The organism is Bacillus sp. FSL M7-1020, assembly GCF_038050415.1.
Lineage (GTDB): Bacteria > Bacillota > Bacilli > Bacillales > Bacillaceae_G > Bacillus_A > Bacillus_A toyonensis.
The window spans coordinates 3,713,115-3,734,775 of sequence record NZ_JBBOTW010000001.1 but is presented as its reverse complement, the minus strand read 5'-3'; the positions used below and the strand labels follow the sequence as shown (position 1 = coordinate 3,734,775).

Sequence of the window (21,661 nt, the reverse complement as noted above, 5' to 3'; positions counted from 1 at the left end):
CCGATAGGGATTCATTTCATTATTTCTGGTAATTGTATAAGGGGGATTTTTTGTGAAAAAGTCAAAAAAAATGCTAGCTGGAGCAACTCTTGCTATAGGTGTAATAGCGCCGCAAGTACTGCCAACAACAGCTCATGCGGATGAGAATACTGGGGAGAGTACAGTTAACTTACGAATTCTAGAAACATCAGATATTCACGTTAACTTAATGAATTACGATTATTATCAAACGAAAACAGATAATAAAGTAGGTCTCGTGCAAACGGCAACACTTGTTAATAAAGCACGTGAAGAAGCGAAGAACTCTGTCCTATTTGATGATGGGGATGCATTACAAGGGACACCGCTTGGTGATTATGTAGCGAATAAAATAAACGATCCGAAAAATCCTGTGGATCCTAGTTATACACATCCATTATATCGTGTAATGAATTTAATGAAGTATGACGTCATCTCTCTTGGGAATCATGAATTTAACTATGGTTTAGATTATTTAAACAAAGTGATTAGTAAAACAAAGTTCCCGGTTATTAACTCGAACGTCTATAAAGATGATAAAGATAATAATGAAGAGAACGACCAAAATTACTTTAAACCATATCATATTTTTGAAAAAGAAGTAGAAGATGAATCAGGTCAAAAACAGAAGGTGAAAATTGGGGTAATGGGATTTGTTCCACCTCAAGTTATGAACTGGGATAAAGCAAATTTAGAAGGAAAAGTTAAAGCGAAAGATATAGTTGAAACAGCGAAGAAAATGGTGCCGAAAATGAAAGCGGAAGGTGCAGATGTTATCGTTGCACTAGCGCATTCTGGTGTTGATAAGAGTGGATACAACGTTGGCATGGAAAACGCATCGTATTATTTAACAGAAGTTACTGGTGTAGATGCAGTATTAATGGGACATTCACATACTGAAGTGAAGGATGTATTTAATGGTGTTCCAGTTGTAATGCCTGGTGTGTTTGGAAGTAACTTAGGTATTATTGATATGCAATTGAAAAAGGTAAGCGGAAAATGGGAAGTACAAAAAGAGCAATCGAAGCCACAACTTCGTCCGATTGTTAATAATGAAGGTAATGTAGGACCTGATCAAAATTTAGTTAATGAAATTAAAGATGATCATCAAGCGACAATTGATTATGTGAATACAGCTGTAGGAAAAACGACAGCGCCAATTAATAGTTATTTCTCATTAGTACAAGATGATCCTTCTGTGCAACTTGTGACAAATGCCCAAAAATGGTATGTCGAAAAGTTGTTTGCTGAAAATGGACAATATAGTAAATATAAAGGAATACCAGTTTTATCTGCAGGCGCACCATTTAAAGCAGGTGGCCGAAACGGTGCTACATATTATACGGATATTCCAGCTGGAACGTTAGCAATTAAAAACGTTGCAGATTTATACGTATATCCAAATACTTTATATGCTGTAAAAGTAAATGGGGCACAAGTGAAAGAATGGCTTGAAATGTCTGCAGGTCAGTTTAATAAAATTGATCCAAAGGAAACGAAAGAACAGCCGTTAGTAAATATAGGCTATCCTACATATAACTTTGATATTTTAGATGGTTTAAAATACGAAATTGATGTGACGCAACCAGCAAAATATGATAAAGATGGAAAAGTTATAAAGGAAAATGCGAATGCGAATCGTATTGTAAATATGACGTATGAAGGTAAGCCAGTAGCTGACAATCAAGAATTTATCGTCGCTACAAATAACTATCGTGGAAGTAGCCAAACGTTCCCAGGTGTAAGTAAAGGGGAAGTTGTATACCAATCACAAGATGAAACACGTCAAATCATTGTGAAGTATATGCAAGAAACACCAGTTATTAATCCAGCAGCCGATCAAAACTGGACATTTAAGCCGATTGTTGCAGATAAATTAAATACAACATTCGATTCTTCACCAAATGCACAAAAGTATATAAAGAAAGATGGGAAAATATCATATGTTGGACCATCTGAAAATGAATTTGCTAAATATGCAATTGATATAACGAAGAAGAACGATGGTGGAGAAAAACCAACAACACCACCAACAGGTGAAGGTAATAATGGAGGAAATCCAACGACACCACCAACAGGTGAAGGCAATAATGGAGGGAATCCAACGACACCACCAACAGGTGAAGGTAATAATGGAGGGAATCCAACGACACCACCAACAAATGAAGGTAATAGTGGAAACAATGCAGGATCTGGACAAACTACAACAGATGATCAAAATACAAAAGAAACAACGACAACTGTAAGTGAAAATAAAGAAGCTGACAAAGATGAACGTGATTTACCGAAAACAGGTGCAAGTGTTGCTTCTACAATTGGAGCGGGTCTTGCATTTGTTGGAGCGGGATTACTTATGTTATTTAGAAGAAAGAAAGCAAATAGATAGTAAAGTGTTGTATAAAAAAAGGATTACCGCAATCGGTAATCCTTTTTTTACTTGTATATTATGAAACTGGTACTGCTTTTTCTTTTTTCCATGAAAGACCGAATCCAGTAAAGCCGACGATAATGGTTACAACTGGACAAGCTAAACAGAAGATTGCGTATGGCAGGTAATCGAATGTTGGAACGCTAAGGACGTTTGTTAAGAATACGCCACTTACACCCCATGGTACGAGTGGATTAATTACTGTACCAGCATCTTCTAGTACTCGTGATAAATTACGACGTTCTAAACCGACTTCATCGTATTTATTAGCAAATGCTTGTCCTGTTAAAACGATGGATAAGTACTGTTCACCAAGTAAGAAGTTTACACCAATTGCAGTTGAAGCAGTAGAAATAATTAAGCGTGTACTATTTTTAACAAAGCTAGAGATGATATTCATCAGCTGCGCGATAATACCCATTCCTTGTAGTAATCCTCCCATGCAAAGAGCTAGGAAAATAAGGGCAACGGACATCATCATACTTTGTAAACCGCCGCGAGATAATAAGCTATCAATATCTTTTATACCAGTTTTAGAAACATAACCGTCCTGCATAATTTTCATTAAATCAGTTAGAGATGTACTAGGTTTGAAAATAAAGAGAATAATGATTCCTACTACGATTCCAGCAAGTAATGTTGGAACTGCTGGAACCTTTTTGAATGCGAATAGGAACAGTAATAAAATTGGAATAAGTGTAACGATAGAAATTGTTGCATTTTTTTCTAACGTGCTAATAAAGGATGTGAAATCAACATTGCCTCCAGATCCACTGCCTAAAATGAAATATGCAATAAAAGCAATAATGAAAGCTGGAACTGTCGTCCAAAGCATGTTACGAATATGTTCAAATAAATCTACACCGGTTACAGCAGGAGCTAAGTTTGTTGTATCAGATAAAGGAGACATTTTATCCCCAAAGAATGCACCAGAAATAATTGCACCAGCGATAAGCGCTGGATCGTATCCAAGAGCACTACCCATGCCCATAAAGGCAAGTCCTACAGTTGCAGCAGTTGTAAATGCACTACCGATACTCGTTCCAACAATCGCACAAACAACAAAAACAGTTGGAACGAAAATTTTCGGAGATACAAGTTGGAAGCCGTATACCATTAAAGTTGGAATTGTTCCAGCTGCGATCCATACACTAATTAATACGCCTACAAGTAAGAAAATAAAAATAGATGGAATCCCCGCTGAAATACTACTGATCATCCCTTTTTCCATAGTAGACCAAGAGATTTTTTTCATAAACCCAAACGCTAATAAAATAACGATACCGAATAAAATCGGGATATGCGGTGAAACTTCTAATTGAATAACACTAAAACCAATACAGAAAAAGATAAAAATTGTTAAAAGAACAGATTCAATTTTTGAAACCATTGTTTTCCCCTCCTAATTAATCGAGAATAGTCTTTTTTATATAAAATTCGCCAATATTGTATATTCCCTTTTAAATTTTAGAATTTTTTGACAAATTACCGGTAATTTGTTAATACTTCTATATGATACGGAAATGATTGGATAAAAAAACGTCCCTGCATATAATTATGCAGGGACGAAGAAATCGCGGTACCACCCTAGCTTGTAAAATGAATGTATCACAAAATAAAGGGTCGTATGATATGCGTTAATAAAATAAAAAACGCCCCTGCAATATATGCAGGGACGAAAAATTCGCGGTACCACCCTAAATTGTGAAACAGTGTCGTTTCACCACTCTTTAGACATAACGGTCTATAACCGTCTTTCACTACTCCTTACGTTTCGTAAAAGAAGCTCCAGGGGGTAATTCATAATTCGCTCTGTACTGGTTCGCACCGACCACCAGCTCTCTGAAATCAGAAATCGAAATACTACTAAATCCTATCAACGCCGATTCATATGATGTTAGTTAAATTTTTATCATATATTCATCATACATGTCAATAAAAATGTGTAATATTTTTTTAGGGAAATAAAGGAGATAGGTTTTAACATTGAAAGATGTGCGTTATAATGAATTCGAAAGGGGAGAAAAGAGTGAAGAAAAAACTAATTCTTTTTACCACCTTACTAGTCATTGGCGGAAGTGCTGGAATTTACACAGCTTTTGCAGCTGAATCAGAGCAGGTGAAGCAAAAGCAAATCCAGCAATCAGAAGTGAAGAAAGTGAAAGAAACGGAAGAGAAGAAGTCGATGGAAAAAGCAGCTGCGAAACTAGGAGTTTCTACTGATGAGAAAACAAAAGAGGAAATTACGAAAGAAGTAAACACAGCTAGATTTGAGAAGCGTCATGATTTATTAATTGAGCATGCAAAACAACTGGGAATTGATACAGAAGGAAAAAAAGATGAAGAGATTATTTTAGAAATCGGAAAGATACAGCATGGAAAGTAGAACAACTTATCGTATGATAAGTTGTTCTTTTTTAAGAACTGTTTAATTTAAAAATAATTGACAGTCTTTTGGATTTAATGTTAACTATATCTATAAACTAGTTAACATTAGGGGTGACAATTGTGACTGTGAATAGTAATACGACTGAAAAATCATCTTATACATATGAAGAATTATCAGAGAAAAATAAAGCTTACGTATGGCACCCATTTACACAAATGAAAGGTTATTTAGAAGAAGATCCTGTCATTATTGAACGTGGAGAGGGAAGAAAGCTATACGATGTAAATGGAAATGAATATTGGGATGGGGTTTCATCTATTTGGCTAAATGTTCACGGACATCAAGTGCCAGAATTAGATGAAGCAATTCGTGAGCAATTAAATAAAATTGCTCATTCTACTATGTTAGGACTTGCTAACGTTCCATCAATTTTATTAGCAGAAAAAATTATTGAGGTTGTACCAGAAGGATTGAAGAAGGTGTTCTATTCAGACTCTGGTTCTACAGCTGTTGAAATTGCAATTAAGATGGCTTTCCAATATTGGCAACATAAAGGGAAACCGAGAAAACAAAGATTTGTTACATTAAAAGAAGCATATCACGGTGATACGATTGGTGCTGTTTCAGTAGGAGCAATAGACTTGTTTCACCAAGTGTATAGTTCACTCTTATTTGAAGCAATTAAAATGCCGTATCCATATACATATCGTTCTCCTTATGGAGATAATAAGGAACAAATTGTAAAAAAACATTTAGAAGAAATGGAAGAAATGCTGAAAGAAAAACATGAAGAAATTGCAGCTATTATTGTAGAACCTTTAATGCAAGGTGCTGGCGGTATGATTACAATGCCGAAAGGATACTTAAAAGGGCTAAGGGATTTATGTACAACATATAATGTTTTATTTATTACGGATGAAGTAGCAACGGGATTTGGGCGCACTGGAAAAATGTTTGCATGTGAACATGAAAATGTGACGCCAGACATTTTAACCGCTGGGAAAGGTTTAACAGGTGGTTATTTACCGGTTGCAGTTACGGTAACGACAGACGAAATATATAATGCCTTCTTAGGAGAATATGAGGAACAAAAATCATTTTTCCATGGTCATAGTTACACAGGTAATCCGTTAGGGTGTGCAGTAGCAATTGCGAATCTAGAATTATATGAAAAAACAAATTTAATAGAAGATGTTGCACGTAAAACAGAATATGTAGCCAAGCAATTAGAAGCGCTCTTTGCATATAAACATGTAGGTGATATTCGTCAGTGCGGGTTAATGATTGGTATTGAACTAGTGAAGAATAAGGAAACGAAAGAATCGTTTGAATGGACAGAAAGAGTCGGTGTGCAAGTATGTAAACGCTCAAGAGATCTTGGCATGATTTTACGACCGCTCGGTAACACGATTGTATTTATGCCTCCTCTTGCTTCTACAATTGATGAGATAGATGATATGTTACGCATTTTATATAAAGCAATCTCAGATGTTACGGAGGGAGAAGAATGAGCGGTTTTTTCATAACAGCAACAGATACTGAAGTTGGAAAAACTGTGGTTGCAGGTGCGTTAGCAGGTGTATATAGAGAGTTGGGATATAACGTAGGTGTATATAAACCGTTGCAAAGTGGACATGTTGCATCAAACCCTGAGGGAGATGCAGCAAGATTAAAAGCATTATCGGGTGTACCGACAAAAGAAGATGAAATTTGTCCTTATTCCATTGAAGAACCGCTTGCTCCGAGACTTGCGATGAAAAGAGCTGGAAGAGTCGTAAAGTTAAAAGACATTATGAGGCACTATGAAGAACTATTAAAAGAGTTTAATAGCGTATTTGTCGAAGGGGCAGGCGGGCTTGCAGTCCCATATACTGAAGATAGTTTAGTAATTGATTTCGCAAAACAATTACAGTTGCCTCTTATTATAGTAGCTCGCCCTACGCTAGGGACAGTAAATCATACTGTCTTAACAATTTCTTATGCACAGGCACACGGTTTAACAGTAGCAGGTGTAATTTTGTCTAGTTGTAAAGAATGTGACAAAGAAAGAGTGCAAGAAAATAAAGAAATGATTGAGGAGTTAAGTGGAGTACCAGTTTTAGGTTTATTACCATTTCTTGAAGGTGAATTTACTAGGGAAAAATTATTGGAATCAGTAAAAGAACATATTATGATTTCAAAATTAGAGGAGTTCATTTAAAATGAATCAAACGTGGCGCACACATCTTCAATCTAAATTACAACAATTACATGAGCAAGGACAGTATCGTAATTTGCATGTAACAGAGCAAGCAGAAGAGACGTGGCTTATTCGAGATAAAAAAAGGTTGTTAAATTTAGCATCAAATAATTATTTAGGATTAGCTGGGGATGAAAGATTAAAAGAAGCTGCTATTGCGTGTACAAAAAAATATGGAACTGGTGCGACTGCCTCTCGCCTCGTTGTAGGAAATTATCCATTGTATGAAGAGGTTGAGAGAAGTGTATGCAACTGGAAAGGTACTGAAAGAGCACTAATTGTAAATAGTGGATATACAGCAAATGTAGGTGCTATATCTGCTTTAGCCTGTCGTCACGATATTGTGTTTAGTGATAAATTAAATCACGCAAGTATTGTTGATGGAATTATATTAAGCGGCGCAGAACATAAAAGGTATCGTCATAATGATTTGGATCATTTAGAGAAGTTATTGAAAATAGCGTCACCTGAAAAGAGGAAATTAATCGTAACTGATACTGTTTTTAGTATGGATGGTGATACTGCATACTTGAGAGAATTAGTGCAGCTTAAGGAGAAATACGGGGCAATCATTATAGTTGATGAAGCGCATGCGAGTGGAATATATGGAATCGATGGAGCTGGGTTATCTCATATAGAAAAAGACATTGCTCAAAAAATTGATATACATATGGGGACGTTTAGTAAAGCTTTAGGGTGCTATGGTGCGTATTTGACAGGCGATGCAATTTATATAGAGTATTTACGAAATATGATGAGAAGCTTTATTTTTACTACAGCCTTACCACCAGGAATATTAGGGGCGATACGAAAAGCAATTGAAATTGTGAAAGAAGATAACGAAAGAAGAGAGAGTCTTATAGCGAATGGTGCATATTTCAGAACCCATTTACGAGAAGCTGGTTTTGATATTGGGAATAGCTCAACTCATATTGTACCGATTGTAGTCGGTTCAAATGAAAATGCTTTACGGTTTAGTAAAAGATTACAAGAGGTAGACATCGCAGCAATTGCAATTCGTCCACCGACGGTTCCAATTAATAGTTCCCGGGTCCGTTTTGCTGTTACGTCACAACATACAATAGCTGATTTAAAATGGGCCATTGACCAAATTATTCACATTGCGAAAGAAGAGGAGCTTTTCGTATGAAAGAGCTAAAGATTATTTTTATCCCTGGATGGGGAATGGAAGAAAATGTTTGGGATTTAGTACTTCCGTATTTCAAAGAATATCCTGTTCAATGCATAGATTGGCGTAACGTGAAAGAGATAGGCGAGTTTGCGGAACGAATAATAGATGTAGCGCATGATGAAAATGTAATTTTAGTTGGATGGTCATTAGGAGCTTTAGCGGCAATTCAAGCCTATAAAAAGATTAAGGCGAAAGGTATCGTATTAATTGGTGGTACTGCTAAATTTACAAATACGAGTGACTATACAAGTGGATGGAATTCTTTGCATGTAGAACGGCTGAAAAAGAATTTGGTAGGGAAGAAAGAAGATACGCTCAAGCGGTTCTATGAAAATATGTTTACGAAAGATGAGTTGAAAGAGAATAAATGTTTTGAAGATATTGTAAAACATTTTAAAGGGGATTCTATTCAGTCTTTACAATTAGGTTTGGATTATTTAATAGAAACAGATATGAGAGGAGAGCTGAAAGAAATTCAAGCACCTATACTATTTATTCATGGAGAGCAGGATGTAATATGTCCATTGTCTGCTGCTCATAGTATGGCGGACAATACAAATGTAACACTCAAGGTAGTAAGTGAGGCAGGACACGCATTATGTATAATAAATTTTGAATATTGTGCAAATGAGGTAATTCAATTTGTAGAGGGGATACGACATGATCAACAAAACGTTACTGCAAAAACGGTTTAACGTGGCAGCTGTATCTTACGATCAATATGCAAATGTACAAAAAAAGATGGCACATTCATTACTTTCTACATTGAATCGACGATATAGTGCAAATTCATCGATACGTATTTTAGAACTTGGATGCGGGACAGGTTATGTCACAGAGAAATTATCAAACTTATTTCCAAAAGCGCATATTACAGCTATTGATTTTGCTGAAAGTATGATTGCGGTTGCGAAAACTAGACCAAATGTAAAAAATGTAACGTTTCACTGTGAAGATATCGAACGATTACGATTAGAAGAATCATATGATGTCATTATTTCAAATGCTACATTTCAATGGCTAAATGATTTAAAACAAGTGATTAGAAATCTATTTCATCATTTGTCTACAGATGGGATACTACTCTTTTCAACGTTTGGACAAGAAACTTTTCAAGAGCTTCACAATTCGTTTCGGAGGGCGAAAGAAGAAAAAAATATACGAAATGAAATAGCGATAGGTCAACGTTTTTATTCGAAAGATCAGTTACGCCATATATGCAAGATAGAAACAGGGGATGTACATGTTTCTGAAACATGTTACATAGAGAGTTTTGCAGAAGTTAGAGAGTTTCTGCATTCTATTCGAAAAGTAGGAGCGACCAATAGTAATGAAGAATCATATTGCCAAAGTCCCTCACTCTTTCGTGCGATGCTTCGTATATACGAAAGAGACTTCACGGGAAATGAAGGGATAATGGCAACGTATCATGCTTTATTTACGTATATAACAAAAGAGGGGAAGAGATGAAATGAAACAAGTACAAACAAAAAGGGATTGGAAAAAACTTGCATACGACGTAGTAGAAGAGAAAATGATTACGAAAGAAGATGCAATAGCAATATTAGAAGCTGATGATACAGAAGTTTTAGAAATTATGAATGCAGCCTACATCATTCGTCATCATCATTTTGGTAAGAAAATAAAATTGAATATGATTATTAATACGAAATCTGGCTTATGTCCTGAAGATTGTGGGTATTGTTCACAGTCTATTATTTCAGAAGCACCAATTGATAAATATGCATGGTTAACGCAGGAGAAGATTGTAGAAGGAGCACATGAAGCAATTCGCCGTAAAGCGGGTACATATTGTATTGTAGCATCTGGCCGTCGCCCGACAGATAAAGAAGTAAATCACGTAATTGGGGCTGTGAAGGAAATTCGTGAAACGACAGATTTGAAGATTTGTTGCTGTTTAGGTTTCTTAAACGAAGATCAAGCAGGACGCTTAGCAGAAGCTGGTGTTCATCGTTATAACCACAACTTAAATACACATGAAAACAATTATGAAAGCATTTGCTCAACTCATACGTATGACGATCGTGTTGATACGGTTCAAAAAGCGAAACAAGCTGGTATTTCACCATGCTCTGGGGCGATTTTTGGAATGGGAGAAACAATTGAAGAACGTGCTGAAATAGCATTTGAATTACAACGTATAGATGCAGATTCTATTCCGTGTAATTTCCTCGTTGCTGTAAAGGGCACACCGCTTGAAGGACAAAAAGAGTTAACACCTGTAGAATGTTTAAAAGTATTGGCGATGATGCGTTTCGTAAACCCAACAAAAGAAATTCGTATTTCAGGAGGTCGCGAAATTAATTTACGTTCTGTACAGCCACTCGGCTTATTTGCAGCAAACTCTATTTTTGTCGGGGATTACTTAACGACAGCTGGACAAGAGCCAACTGCAGACTGGGGCATGATTGAAGATTTAGGATTTGAGATTGAGGAATGTGCACTATAAGATAGAGGAAAAAGCAAACTTGTAAAAGAGTTTGCTTTTTTTGTAAATAAAATGTAATAAAAGGCTATTATCACTTAATACGAATGGGTTTTGAGTGAGAAAAAGAATTTTTGCGGACGAATTTTCCAAGCCCTAGTTGTACATAGTAAATATGTATTTTATATTGGGTTGGAGGATTTTACATGCACAAATACATATTAGCGATTATGACCTGTCTAATTTTAATAAAAGCAATAAGTACTGATCCAGTTAAGGCCGCTGAAAATCCTGAACAAAAAGAGATGCAACAAAGAATTGAACAACATTTTCGAACGAAAGCTGAACATTTTGGATTGAAAACGGAAGGGAAAGATTTAAAGGAAGTACGAAAAGAAATTACTATTATAGAAGAAGCGAAAAAAAGAGAGAATGTATGGAGAACAGCGCAAGCACTTCGTATAAAGACAGAAGGAAAAACGATGAATGAATTAATAAAAGATGTACGAAAAAAAGCGAAAAAATAAAAAGAGGCCGCAGCCTCTTTTTTTATGCCCATTGTTTTGATAAGTGAGCCATTTCAATGGCAGCAACGGCTGATTCATATCCTTTATTACCAGCTTTCGTACCTGCACGTTCAATCGCTTGTTCAATTGTTTCTGTCGTTAATACACCGAAAATAACAGGGATGTCAGTTTGTAGTGATAAAGATGCAACACCTTTTGCTACTTCATTACAAACGTAATCGTAATGTGTAGTAGCTCCACGGATTACAGTACCTAAAGTAATAACAGCATCATACTTTCCGCTACTGGCCATCTTTTTAGCGATTAAAGGAATTTCAAATGCACCAGGAACCCAAGCGACATCAATATCATTTTCTTCTACGCCGTGACGTTTTAATCCGTCTAAAGCGCCGCCAAGTAATTTACTTGTAATAAATTCATTAAAACGTCCAACAACAACCCCAACTTTTAATCCTGTACCAACTAAATGACCTTCGAATACCATAATAAATCTCTCCTTTGATTATAAGTTTAATAAATGTCCTAATTTGTTTACTTTCGTTTGTAAATATGTTTTATTCTCTTCTTTTGTTGGCATTTGCAACGGTACACGCTCGACTATTTCTAAATCGTAACCTTGTAAGCCAGCAATTTTTCTTGGATTATTCGTTAATAATCGTAAACTTTGTAAGCCTAAATCTTTTAATATTTGAGCGCCGATACCATAATCACGAAGGTCAGCAGGGAAGCCGAGTTTTTCATTTGCTTCTACAGTATCGAATCCTTCTTCCTGCAATTTATAAGCGCGAAGCTTATTAAGAAGCCCGATGCCTCGTCCTTCTTGTCTCATATAAAGAAGAACACCTTTTCCTTCACGCTCAATTTGAGCAAGTGCTGCATGGAGTTGTGGTCCGCAATCACAGCGACATGAACCGAATACATCTCCTGTTAAACATTCAGAATGAACACGTACAAGCACCGGTTCACCTGTTGAAATATCACCTTTTATGAGCGCAATATGTTCTTTCGTATCTAATGAGTTAGAATAGCCAATTGCTTGGAAAGTACCGAAATCTGTAGGTAAGGTAATTTCCACTTCTCTTGTCACAAGTGTTTCATGATGGCGGCGATAAACAATTAAATCTTCTATCGTAATCATTTTTATATCAAATTGTTTTGCGCACTGTAGTAAATCAGGTACACGTGCCATCGTACCGTCCTCATTAATAATCTCGCAAATGACTCCAGCAGGTTCTGCTCCGCAAAGTTTTGCTAAATCGACAGCAGCTTCTGTATGACCTGAACGGCGAAGGACACCGCCTTCTTTTGCGATTAATGGAAAGATATGTCCAGGTCGATTGAAATCAGCACCTTTAGATGCAGGGTTTAACAATTCTTGTATCGTAGTTGCACGTTCGTGAGCGCTAATCCCTGTTGTTGTAGAAACATGATCAATGCTCACTGTAAACGCAGTATGATGTGAATCTGTATTATGAGATACCATTGGTTCTAATTGTAGGCGCTCTGCGTACCCTTCCGTAATCGGTACGCAAACGAGGCCGCGACCATGTGTAATCATAAAATTAATTGTTTCTGGCGTAATATACTCTGCTAAAGCGATAAAATCGCCTTCATTTTCTCGGTTTTCATCGTCGCATACGATAACGACTTTTCCTTGTTTTAAATCTTCTAGAGCTTCTTCAATACGATGAAACATTATGTTTCCCCCTTATAGAAATCCGTTTTCTTGTAAAAAGCTTTCGGACATTGACCCCGTTCGTTTTACAGGTTTAGAAATAAAGCGTTCGATATATTTACCAATCATGTCACACTCAATGTTTACGATATCTCCGGCATTCTTTTCTCCGATGACAGATTCGCTTACTGTGTGTGGGATGAGTGAAATTGTTATGGAAGATTCGTCTATATCAAATATCGTTAAACTCGTTCCATCAACAGCAACGGATCCTTTATGCAAACAATAGCGTAGCAATTCATCGGAAATTGCTATTTTGTAATAGACGGCATTGTAATGTTGTTTTTTAGTTAAAATTGTCCCGATGCCATCGATATGTCCTGAAACGAAATGTCCACCAAAGCGCCCGTTTGCAGCCATGGCCCGCTCTAAATTTACTTTAGAGTGTGATTTAAGCAGGCGAAGTGATGTTGATTTCATCGTTTCAGGCATTGCATCAACTGTAAATGAAGTAGTTGTAAAGCTCGTTACAGTTAAGCAAATCCCGTTAACCGCGATACTATCACCTAAATGGACATCAGATAAAATTTTATTTGCATGGATCGTTAATTTCATCGCTTCTCCGCTTTGTTGCATGTTTGTGATCGTTCCTAATTCTTCTACAATTCCTGTAAACATTTCGTCACCTCATTTCGGGCAGTCGCAACAATTTTGATATCATCGCCAATTTGTTTCATCTCTTGAATTTTCAAGGAAAGCGAATCTTGTAATTTTGAAAAACCGTTTCCTCCAAAAAGAGTAGGAGCACCTTTCCCGCCAATTAATTTCGGGCTTATATAGGTTACAATTTCATTGAAATTGTTTGTTTGTAAGAAACTTGCATGAACAGTTTGTCCACCTTCGATGAAGAGAGACAGGATTTGTTTTTCACCGAGTAGATCTAAAACATCTTGAATTTCAATTTGCTTCGTTTTCATTTGGAATATCGCTATATTTTTAGATTCATAAGAAGCTATTTTCTCTTTATTTACATCCTTACCTACAATAATCCATGTCGGTGCTAAAGTATCTGTTATGACATGAGAAGATGGTGGCGTTCGTAAATGGGTATCTAAAATAACGCGAATAGAATGTTTCCCGCCATTTGGAATTCTTGTTGTTAAATGTGGATTGTCGGCTATAACTGTATTCACTCCAACAAGAATTGCATCATGTGTATGGCGATATTGGTGAACGTCAGCGCGTGCTTCTGCACCAGTAATCCACTTACTTTCACCAGTTACAGTGGCTGTTTTGCCATCTAAGCTCATCGCGGTCTTTATCGTGACAAATGGGCGTTTCGTTTTCATGTAGTGAAAAAAGTAGCGATTTAATAAAACTGCTTCCGTTTCAAGAACACCCGTAGTTACTTCGATTCCTGCCTCTTCTAATTTCTTTTTTCCATTACCAGAAACGAGCGGGTTGCAATCAAGGGTAGCAATGACAATGCGCTTAACTCCCTTTTCGATGAGTAATTCACAGCAAGGTGGTGTTTTTCCAAAGTGGCTACACGGCTCAAGTGTTACATAGACGGTAGCGTTTTTGGCTTTCTCACCAGCCATATGAAGGGCATGAACTTCCGCGTGTTCTTCACCAGCACGTAAATGAGCGCCCATTCCGACGATGTTTCCATCTTTTACAACAACAGCACCAACCATAGGATTCGGACTCGTTTGTCCTGATGTCCCCTTAGCTAATTGCAAGGCAATCCTCATATATTCTTGATCAGTCATTCTCTTCACCTCTCCTAAAAAAATCAAAAAACCCCAAGGATTTAATATCCTTGGGGTTTGGGAGACGTGATTTCTAGAATTATAGTTCGAATACGAAAGTACAGGAAAGAAACCTAGCGATGATTGACATTTTTGCATAAGGAAAAAACCTAGCAAAATATCGAATTTTTTAAACGCTAGTTGTCTCTTTTTTATTTCAGTATAAAAAATGAGTATAGAAAACTAAACATATATATAAATTCAAAATGAATGTATAAAAATATGCATACTGAAATAAAAGTGTATTCACTATATAAAAAACTAGAAACATATCCTTCTCCCATCCAGACTATACTGTCGGCCCTAGAGTTTCACTAGATCCACCGTTTTCGAGTTGAAAACGGGTCACGGACTTAGAAGTTTTCACTTCATCACCGCCGGTTGGGAATTTCACCCGACCCCGAAGGATGCTGTTTGGTCAAATTATAGCACAAAAAAGAAAAAAGGCTAGCAAAAAATATTTGAATGTGAAGAATTGTGTGAAAATACATGGAGATTGAAATGGAGACAAAAGTGTTAGAAATGTTGTTAGGAAAAGGAATATCCAGACTTTGATTAAAAGAAAAAACATGCACAAAAAATGTGCATGTCACATACGAAATTACTTTGCCTCTGGTGCTCTAACAACAGATTCGAATTTACCTTTATGCGAAGCATCGCAATAAGGCATATTTTTTGATAAACCACAACGGCATAAAGAAAATGCTGGTTTTGCTGGGAATACATTCCCTTGTGAGTCGACTAATTCCACGTCCCCTGTAACGCGAAAAGAGCCATTATCATTTACTTTAATTTGTACTTTTGCCAACGCTATCCCTCCTTCCCAAACGCTTAATTTCATCATATAATCAAGGGAAGCACTTGACAATATAAAGTGAAACTTTAATTAGTGGAGGGGGTTCATTCCACTGATTATTAGCCTTCACCAATCGGGCGATTACGGGCAGTTAATCTCCCGCCTAACTTCTTTGCTTCAGCTGAATTTTGAGATGGGAGTCTCACTGCCCGTTAACGCGGGATAAAAAGAGCACTTTCTTTGGGAGAGAAGAGAGTGTTATAATGTTTTTTATAACTGACTAGAGTAAGGTGACGAAAGATGGATAAACAATTACTTACATTACGAAATATTGCAAATGAGCGCACGTGGGCATCATTTTTGAATGATAATCATCCATATAGTTTATTGCACTGGTCGATTGCCGGTGTAGGACAAGAAGCGAAGGATGTTTGGTTACTTCAAGATGAGGTAACGTTTCAAACAACAGAATTTCCAACGCTAGATGAAGCTGTGCAATGGATTTCTGAAAACATGGAACAAGTTACAGACGTTTTATCACAATGAAAAAAACAGGCTTATGCAAGCCTGTTTTTTGTTTCTTTTACGTATGTGTTCAAAAATTGATCAAGAGCTGCTTCATACTCCTCTTTATTTTCGTTATAAGAGCAAGCGTGTGCACCGTGTTCTGCAATATAAAGTTGTTTATTATTTTCTTTTGCTTCATATAGAGCTTTTGTCATATCGGCTAAAATATAATCGTCATCTTTACTATGAATAAAGAGAACGGGATTGTTAATGTTTTTTATACAGTCGATTGGTGAAACTTCACGAATTGTATACCCGTCACGAACTTTTAAAAAAGCATTTGCTAATGGTAATAAAGGCCATTTGGGTAAATGGAATTCAACCTTTAAGCGGTGCTGTAATTGCCCATAGAAATCAGAAAAAGGACAATCTGCAATATAGAAATCAGCACCATCTTCTACAAGTCCTGCGTATTGAAGTAGTGTTGCAGCGCCCATAGATTCACCATGAATACCGAGTATTATATTTGTGCCAAAACGACTTTTTAGCCAGTCAACTACTGATTTTAAATCATGTTTTTCATAGTATCCATAGCTTGTTGTTTTTCCTCCGGTTTTACCATGACGACGATGATCATAAATAAGGACATTAAATCCTCTGCTTAAAAATAAGTTTGCATATTTTACAGAGTTCATTTTGTTTACAGTTACGCCGTGACAAAAAACCATAAACTTGTTGGAATGACCTGCAGGAATGTAATATCCATGAAGATCATATCCGAATTGCGAAGGGATATGAATTTCTTCTTTATGAAGAGCGTCAAAATCTTCTATACGAAAATGTTTTTTCGATTCTCTTTCTAGAACTTCTTCCTCTGTTTTTTTCTTCAAGTACATCACTTTATTTGTAAAGAAAATCCCAAGGGCAGTTATCGCACCTAGTATAGTAAACAATGCTGCAAAAAAACGTTTCATACTTTACCTCATCCTCCAAATACCGTTACATGTGATACACTTACATTGTATCACAAGGATAGAAAAGGAGAGAAATAGGAAATGGTGCATATAAAAAAAATTACATCAACAATGAAAGAAAAAATCCGAATGTTCATGTGTGAAAACTGGGGGAGCTCATTGATGGTTTCGCGTGGTAAGGGGCATCAGTTAGAAGAGCTACCAGGATTTGTTGCGTTTTTAGATGACAGAATAATCGGAATTATAACGTATGAAGTGACTGGGAATTTGTGTGAAATTGTATCGTTAGATAGTTTTCAAGAAAGGAAGGGGATCGGGACGAAGCTTGTGGATTGCGTATTGCAAGTTGCTCAAGAAGCACAGTGCCAAGGAGTTTGGCTCATTACAACAAATGATAATATGAACGCGTTACGCTTTTATCAAAAACGTAATTTCATGATGACAAATTTATATGTAAATGCAGTAGAAGAGGCGCGAAAAATAAAGCAAGAAATTCCGCGCATTGGATATGATAATATCCCGATTTTACATGAAATTCAGATGGAGTATCGTTTATTGAAATGATGTAACAATTTTCAGAAATATAAGTTATTACTCTTGACGAATACTGTAATTTAAGTTACCTTAAAATTGTAATCTATTACCATATTAAGGGGTGACGATGTGGCAACTATACGTGATGTTGCAAAATTGGCAGGTGTTTCAGTCGCAACCGTTTCACGAGTTATTAATGAAAAAGGATACGTTCATGACGAAACAGTAAAACAAGTAAAGGAAGCAATTGAGGAATTACGTTATAGGCCAAACAGTGCAGCAAAGCCATTATTTAAAGAGAATTCAACAATCATTGCATTACTTGTAGAGAATTTATGTAACCCATTAAACATCACTTTGCTACATTGTATTGAGGAAATAGCATATAAAGAAGGCTATCAAATAATCGTTTGTAATATAGAGAATAAAGATAGATACATACATATGTTGAAGCAAAATAACGTTGCAGGTGTTATTTTGACAAAATCAGTTTTTAAAAGTCTAGGGAAAATCGAATTCCCATTTGTTGTGATGGAGGAAAAACAACCTCTTACAAATCATTATGAAAGTGGACAGAGGGCTGTTTCTTTATTAAAAGAGAAAGCATGTCACTTTCTTGCTTATTTCGGTGAGGGGGAAGAAAGTGAAGAAATGGAAGAGCGTATATCAGGATTTTTAGACGCTGTTTGGGATGAAGGGATCTCTTATCGAGAAGCATGTGTACAAAGGTATACGAATAAACAGTTTATTACGTTATTGCAAACTCATCCGTATATAGATGGAATTGTAGCTTCAAGTGATAAGGTTGCTACCGAGTTAATTCGAGCAGCCAAATTTCTAAATATACATATACCAGAAAAATTAAAAATTATTGGACCGAATGGGAGTATCGAGAGTGAATGGATAGGTCCATCACTACCAGCAATTGAAAATTACGTCGAAGAAGAAGCGAAAATAGCTTTTCAACAATTAAAAGGGAAAATGAAAAAGTAAAAGGTGCGTTTTATACGCACCTTTTACAATGTAATTGCGGCAATAAAGCCAAATATAAGTAACGGTATATTATAATGCAGAAAAGTCGGTACACATGTATCCCATATATGATGGTGTTGACCGTCAGCGTTTAAACCTGATGTTGGTCCAAGTGTACTATCAGATGCTGGAGATCCTGCATCACCTAGCGCTCCTGCTGTACCGATAATTGCAATTGTAGCCATTGGACTAAATCCAAGCTGAATGCAAAGGGGTACAAAAATTGTTGTTAAGATAGGAATGGTTGAAAAGGATGAACCAATTCCCATCGTAACGAGAAGTCCGATAACGAGCATAAGAAATGCAGCAAGCGGTTTGTTATTTCCGATGAAATGTGCACTCGTTTGCACAAGTGATTCAACATGTCCTGTTTTTCGAAGAACAGCGCCAAATCCAGCGGCAGAAATCATGACAAATCCGATAAAGGACATCATACGCATTCCACTTGTTAATATTGCATCTGCTTCTTTAAGGGGGAGACTACCACTAATTGATAAGACAATAATCCCCGCTAAGGCACCGAAAATCATTGATTCTGTTGCTAATTGAACAGTTAATGTAGCTGTGATAGATAATAATCCGAAAGTGATGCTTCGCTTTGTATAGGGAACGATTTCACTTTCAGCGGTATGAATTTGTTCTGTTTCATATGTACGAGGTTTTCGGTACGTAATGAATACCGCTACACATAATCCGATAATCATTCCGATTGCTGGAATAGTCATCGCTTTTGGGATAAGCGCGACATCAAATGTAAGGCCGCTTTGGGCAGCATTTGTTTGCAATACGTCATGATAAATTTTTCCGAATCCTGCAGGGATCCACATATAAGGTGTAATTAACCCGAATGTAATAATACATGTGACAAGTCTACGATCTACTTTCAGCTCGTTTAATACTTTTAAAAGTGCAGGAATTAAGATTGGGATGAAAGCGATATGAACAGGGATAACATTTTGTGAGAAACAAGCCATTGTTAAAATGATGAATAAAATCAGTATTTTAGAATAAACTTGTTTTTTTGTGTCTTGTTCGTTGCCAATCCATTTTAATGCGGTTTGAATCATGGCATCTGGAAGTCCTGTTTTAGAAAGAGAAATAGCGAAACCGCCAAGCATTGCATAGCTTAATGCGATAGGGGCACTGTTTCCAAGACCAGTTGTAAAAGTGTTAATTGTTTCTGAAATACCGAGTCCGCCGATAAGTCCGCCTGTTAGAGCTCCAATAATAATGGCGACAATGACTTGGACACGTAACAAACTAAGCAATAGCATGACTGCTACTGCGACGAGTACAGCGTTCATAATAGACATAATCTCCCAAATTTTTATTCTGTTAAGGCAAGTGAATATGAAGCAGTTTGCTATATTTATACATAATACTTGCGACATATTATTATAAAATGTTTTCTATGAAATGTAAAAGAGCCTTTTGTATTTAATGATGAAAAGATAGCTCTTGTTTGATGGATTGTAAAGAATTAGCAAATAGTTCTGGTTCTTCTAGATCAGGAGAATGTGCTGAATTTGGAAACCAAATCATTTTCTTTATGGGTGCTTCAATAACATCACAATATTCTTGAACGAGTGCATACGGAGTTTGATAATCATAGCGACCAGAACAAAAATATACCGGAATAGATAAACTTGAAATAGACGAAAAGAAATCGATTGTCAGCATTTCTTCCCATAAAACGCCAGATTTTAAATTTCCTGCGAGAAACTTGAACCAATCTAATAGCGTATACTCAGGAGAAAAGAAACCTTTTCGTATGAAAGAAAAGGAAGATCCGTTTTGGATTGCGCCTCCAAATGTGCCAAGCCACTTTCTTTGAATAATAAGACGTCTCGTATCTAAAAATGGTGGTTTGCCTAATTTTAAAAGGGAAGCTAATGCTTTTTTATGATCATGTTTTTTGGCAGAATGAATTAAATGTTGATATAGCAATTCTTCATTTTGTTTCATATGTACAATTTGCCCTATACCGATGTAAGCCTCGATATATTTTGGATATTGATGTGCTATGTTAAGCCCAATAATACTTCCCCAAGAATGACCAGCGAGAAATAGTTTTTGTTTGTTGAACCTTTTAAGTACATATTGAATCACTTCTTTTGCATCGGAAACGAATTGTTCGATTGTGAAATTTGCTCCGAAATCTTTCATTGAAAAGGATTTACCTGCCCCGCGTTGATCCCAATTAATAACGATAAAGTGCTTCTCTAATTCTTTTTGGAAATGGCGAATAAATCCGATTTGTGCCATGCCAGGTCCGCCGTGACAGCATAATAAAATAGGCTGTTCTATGTTTTGACCACGCATGAGGAGGAATTGTTTTCGGTTGTTAATCATAACGCTTTCCATCGTAGCAATACTATTAGGAATGAGTTGTTTATTTTCATTATAGAACTGTGGGGTACAGCTACGAAAAAGCATATTGAAAACCTCCTTTTCTGAAATCGTATGAATCGCACAGGCTATTTATTTTGCATATACTGTTAGAAAATCATTGTAACATACCATGCTAGTGTCATTTCAACATGGGAGGAGGGGAAATTGTGACGATTGGAGAAATTATAGATTGTTTAAATAGGCGTGAATCCATCGCTATTATAGCAAAGCGCCTTGAAATAAGTCCGTATACATTATCGAAGAAATTAAGGTGGATTGGATACGAGTATGATGGAGAACGGAAGAAACGTATTTTTGTAGGAGATGGAGAAGAACCACGTCACTTACAACTCCAAGAAGCGACCGCCCTTCAATATGCGAAAACAGATTATCAAGTATTAATTTATGAGCAATTACAAAGCATTTATGAATTATTAAGAAAGAGAGAAGAAGTAAGTGCACCAATTATGAGTAAAAGTACAGAAAAAAAGAAACGTACCTTCTCTATTAATAAAGAAATATTAGCAAGATTAGACATCATATCAGAATCAAAAGGGATTCAAAAATCTAAACTTGTAGAAGAGGCATTACAACAATTTTTACAGCAATATGACTTTAACAACACATCACATTTTGATAATTGAAGAAAAGGATACTGTGTTCATTATAAGAACGAGTATCCTTTTCTTTGTTTCATGTATA

The 21,661-nt window shown here is 36.4% G+C and carries 22 protein-coding genes, 1 riboswitch and 1 other annotated feature; of the genes, 13 read left to right on the top strand and 9 right to left on the bottom strand.

Annotated features, from left to right (window positions below):
- The first annotated feature begins 52 nt into the window (after window positions 1-52).
- Window positions 53-2,404: a bifunctional 2',3'-cyclic-nucleotide 2'-phosphodiesterase/3'-nucleotidase gene (gene cpdB, locus MHB70_RS18945; RefSeq protein WP_000748632.1), complete on the top strand. Its 2,352-nt coding sequence runs from the start codon at window positions 53-55 to the stop codon at window positions 2,402-2,404.
- A gap of 58 nt (window positions 2,405-2,462) precedes the next feature.
- Here cpdB and nhaC read toward each other — a convergent pair whose 3' ends face one another.
- Window positions 2,463-3,836: a Na+/H+ antiporter NhaC gene (nhaC, locus tag MHB70_RS18940; protein WP_000253727.1), complete on the bottom strand. Its 1,374-nt coding sequence runs from the start codon at window positions 3,834-3,836 to the stop codon at window positions 2,463-2,465.
- Window positions 3,837-4,114: 278 nt separating this feature from the next.
- Window positions 4,115-4,335: a binding site (T-box leader), on the bottom strand.
- A gap of 140 nt (window positions 4,336-4,475) precedes the next feature.
- Here nhaC and MHB70_RS18935 point away from each other — a divergent pair.
- The 8 genes from MHB70_RS18935 (at window position 4,476) to MHB70_RS18900 (ending at window position 11,239) form a co-directional block, all read left to right on the top strand.
- Window positions 4,476-4,832, top strand: a complete 357-nt coding sequence (locus MHB70_RS18935) for a hypothetical protein (RefSeq protein WP_000727842.1) — start codon at window positions 4,476-4,478, stop codon at window positions 4,830-4,832.
- 122 nt (window positions 4,833-4,954) lie between these two features.
- Complete coding sequence (bioA, locus tag MHB70_RS18930; RefSeq protein WP_000217835.1) at window positions 4,955-6,346, top strand: adenosylmethionine--8-amino-7-oxononanoate transaminase; 1,392 nt, start codon at window positions 4,955-4,957, stop codon at window positions 6,344-6,346.
- Window positions 6,343-7,035 (top strand): dethiobiotin synthase, encoded by a 693-nt coding sequence (gene bioD / locus MHB70_RS18925; protein WP_000012508.1) that lies wholly within the window; start codon window positions 6,343-6,345, stop codon window positions 7,033-7,035. Before bioA ends, bioD begins: the two co-directional genes overlap by 4 nt.
- 1 nt (window position 7,036) lies before the next feature.
- Window positions 7,037-8,224, top strand: coding sequence for an 8-amino-7-oxononanoate synthase (gene bioF / locus MHB70_RS18920; protein ID WP_001077303.1), 1,188 nt, complete (start codon window positions 7,037-7,039; stop codon window positions 8,222-8,224).
- Complete coding sequence (locus MHB70_RS18915) at window positions 8,221-8,961, top strand: alpha/beta fold hydrolase (protein ID WP_061529591.1); 741 nt, start codon at window positions 8,221-8,223, stop codon at window positions 8,959-8,961. The genes bioF and MHB70_RS18915 overlap by 4 nt, the downstream gene beginning before the upstream one ends.
- A complete protein-coding gene (bioC, locus tag MHB70_RS18910; RefSeq protein ID WP_000608926.1) occupies window positions 8,927-9,736 on the top strand; it encodes a malonyl-ACP O-methyltransferase BioC in 810 nt (269 codons plus the stop codon). The genes MHB70_RS18915 and bioC overlap by 35 nt, the downstream gene beginning before the upstream one ends.
- Window position 9,737: 1 nt before the next feature.
- Window positions 9,738-10,736, top strand: a complete 999-nt coding sequence (bioB, locus tag MHB70_RS18905) for a biotin synthase (RefSeq protein WP_000815851.1) — start codon at window positions 9,738-9,740, stop codon at window positions 10,734-10,736.
- Between the two features lie 182 nt (window positions 10,737-10,918).
- Entirely contained in the window at window positions 10,919-11,239 is a 321-nt protein-coding gene (locus tag MHB70_RS18900) for a hypothetical protein (protein ID WP_000549775.1), read from the top strand.
- Between the two features lie 22 nt (window positions 11,240-11,261).
- Here the strand turns inward: MHB70_RS18900 and ribH are convergent, their stop codons facing one another.
- From ribH to MHB70_RS18875, 5 genes are all read right to left on the bottom strand, one after another.
- Window positions 11,262-11,723, bottom strand: coding sequence for a 6,7-dimethyl-8-ribityllumazine synthase (gene ribH, locus MHB70_RS18895; protein ID WP_000230897.1), 462 nt, complete (start codon window positions 11,721-11,723; stop codon window positions 11,262-11,264).
- A gap of 18 nt (window positions 11,724-11,741) precedes the next feature.
- Window positions 11,742-12,935 carry a bifunctional 3,4-dihydroxy-2-butanone 4-phosphate synthase/GTP cyclohydrolase II gene (gene ribBA / locus MHB70_RS18890; protein WP_061529590.1) on the bottom strand — a complete coding sequence of 398 codons (1,194 nt, stop codon included), beginning with the start codon at window positions 12,933-12,935 and terminating at the stop codon, window positions 11,742-11,744.
- A gap of 12 nt (window positions 12,936-12,947) precedes the next feature.
- Window positions 12,948-13,592 (bottom strand): riboflavin synthase subunit alpha, encoded by a 645-nt coding sequence (ribE, locus tag MHB70_RS18885; protein WP_000493931.1) that lies wholly within the window; start codon window positions 13,590-13,592, stop codon window positions 12,948-12,950.
- Window positions 13,574-14,686, bottom strand: a complete 1,113-nt coding sequence (gene ribD / locus MHB70_RS18880; RefSeq protein ID WP_000132003.1) for a bifunctional diaminohydroxyphosphoribosylaminopyrimidine deaminase/5-amino-6-(5-phosphoribosylamino)uracil reductase RibD — start codon at window positions 14,684-14,686, stop codon at window positions 13,574-13,576. Before ribD ends, ribE begins: the two co-directional genes overlap by 19 nt.
- A 307-nt stretch (window positions 14,687-14,993) precedes the next feature.
- A riboswitch (FMN riboswitch) is annotated at window positions 14,994-15,137 on the bottom strand.
- Window positions 15,138-15,326: 189 nt separating this feature from the next.
- Window positions 15,327-15,569: a CDGSH iron-sulfur domain-containing protein gene (locus MHB70_RS18875; RefSeq protein WP_002039507.1), complete on the bottom strand. Its 243-nt coding sequence runs from the start codon at window positions 15,567-15,569 to the stop codon at window positions 15,327-15,329.
- A gap of 252 nt (window positions 15,570-15,821) precedes the next feature.
- Between MHB70_RS18875 and MHB70_RS18870 the strand changes: the two genes are divergently transcribed.
- Window positions 15,822-16,067, top strand: a complete 246-nt coding sequence (locus tag MHB70_RS18870; RefSeq protein ID WP_000360799.1) for a DUF2552 family protein — start codon at window positions 15,822-15,824, stop codon at window positions 16,065-16,067.
- Window positions 16,068-16,078: 11 nt separating this feature from the next.
- Here MHB70_RS18870 and MHB70_RS18865 read toward each other — a convergent pair whose 3' ends face one another.
- Entirely contained in the window at window positions 16,079-17,002 is a 924-nt protein-coding gene (locus MHB70_RS18865; protein ID WP_000819220.1) for an alpha/beta hydrolase, read from the bottom strand.
- Between the two features lie 81 nt (window positions 17,003-17,083).
- On the opposite strand from MHB70_RS18865, the gene MHB70_RS18860 reads away from it, so the two are divergent.
- The gene (locus MHB70_RS18860; RefSeq protein ID WP_000233395.1) at window positions 17,084-17,566 is read left to right on the top strand and encodes a GNAT family N-acetyltransferase; all 483 of its coding nucleotides are present in this window, start codon (window positions 17,084-17,086) and stop codon (window positions 17,564-17,566) included.
- Window positions 17,567-17,665: 99 nt separating this feature from the next.
- Window positions 17,666-18,529, top strand: coding sequence for a LacI family DNA-binding transcriptional regulator (locus MHB70_RS18855; RefSeq protein WP_000201332.1), 864 nt, complete (start codon window positions 17,666-17,668; stop codon window positions 18,527-18,529).
- Between the two features lie 23 nt (window positions 18,530-18,552).
- Here the strand turns inward: MHB70_RS18855 and MHB70_RS18850 are convergent, their stop codons facing one another.
- Both MHB70_RS18850 and MHB70_RS18845 read right to left on the bottom strand, forming a co-directional pair.
- Window positions 18,553-19,872, bottom strand: coding sequence for a Na+/H+ antiporter family protein (locus MHB70_RS18850; protein WP_000994821.1), 1,320 nt, complete (start codon window positions 19,870-19,872; stop codon window positions 18,553-18,555).
- Between the two features lie 133 nt (window positions 19,873-20,005).
- Window positions 20,006-21,004: an alpha/beta fold hydrolase gene (locus tag MHB70_RS18845; RefSeq protein WP_000898944.1), complete on the bottom strand. Its 999-nt coding sequence runs from the start codon at window positions 21,002-21,004 to the stop codon at window positions 20,006-20,008.
- 122 nt (window positions 21,005-21,126) lie between these two features.
- On the opposite strand from MHB70_RS18845, the gene MHB70_RS18840 reads away from it, so the two are divergent.
- Window positions 21,127-21,603 (top strand): ribbon-helix-helix domain-containing protein, encoded by a 477-nt coding sequence (locus MHB70_RS18840; protein WP_000151924.1) that lies wholly within the window; start codon window positions 21,127-21,129, stop codon window positions 21,601-21,603.
- Window positions 21,604-21,661: the final 58 nt, after the last annotated feature.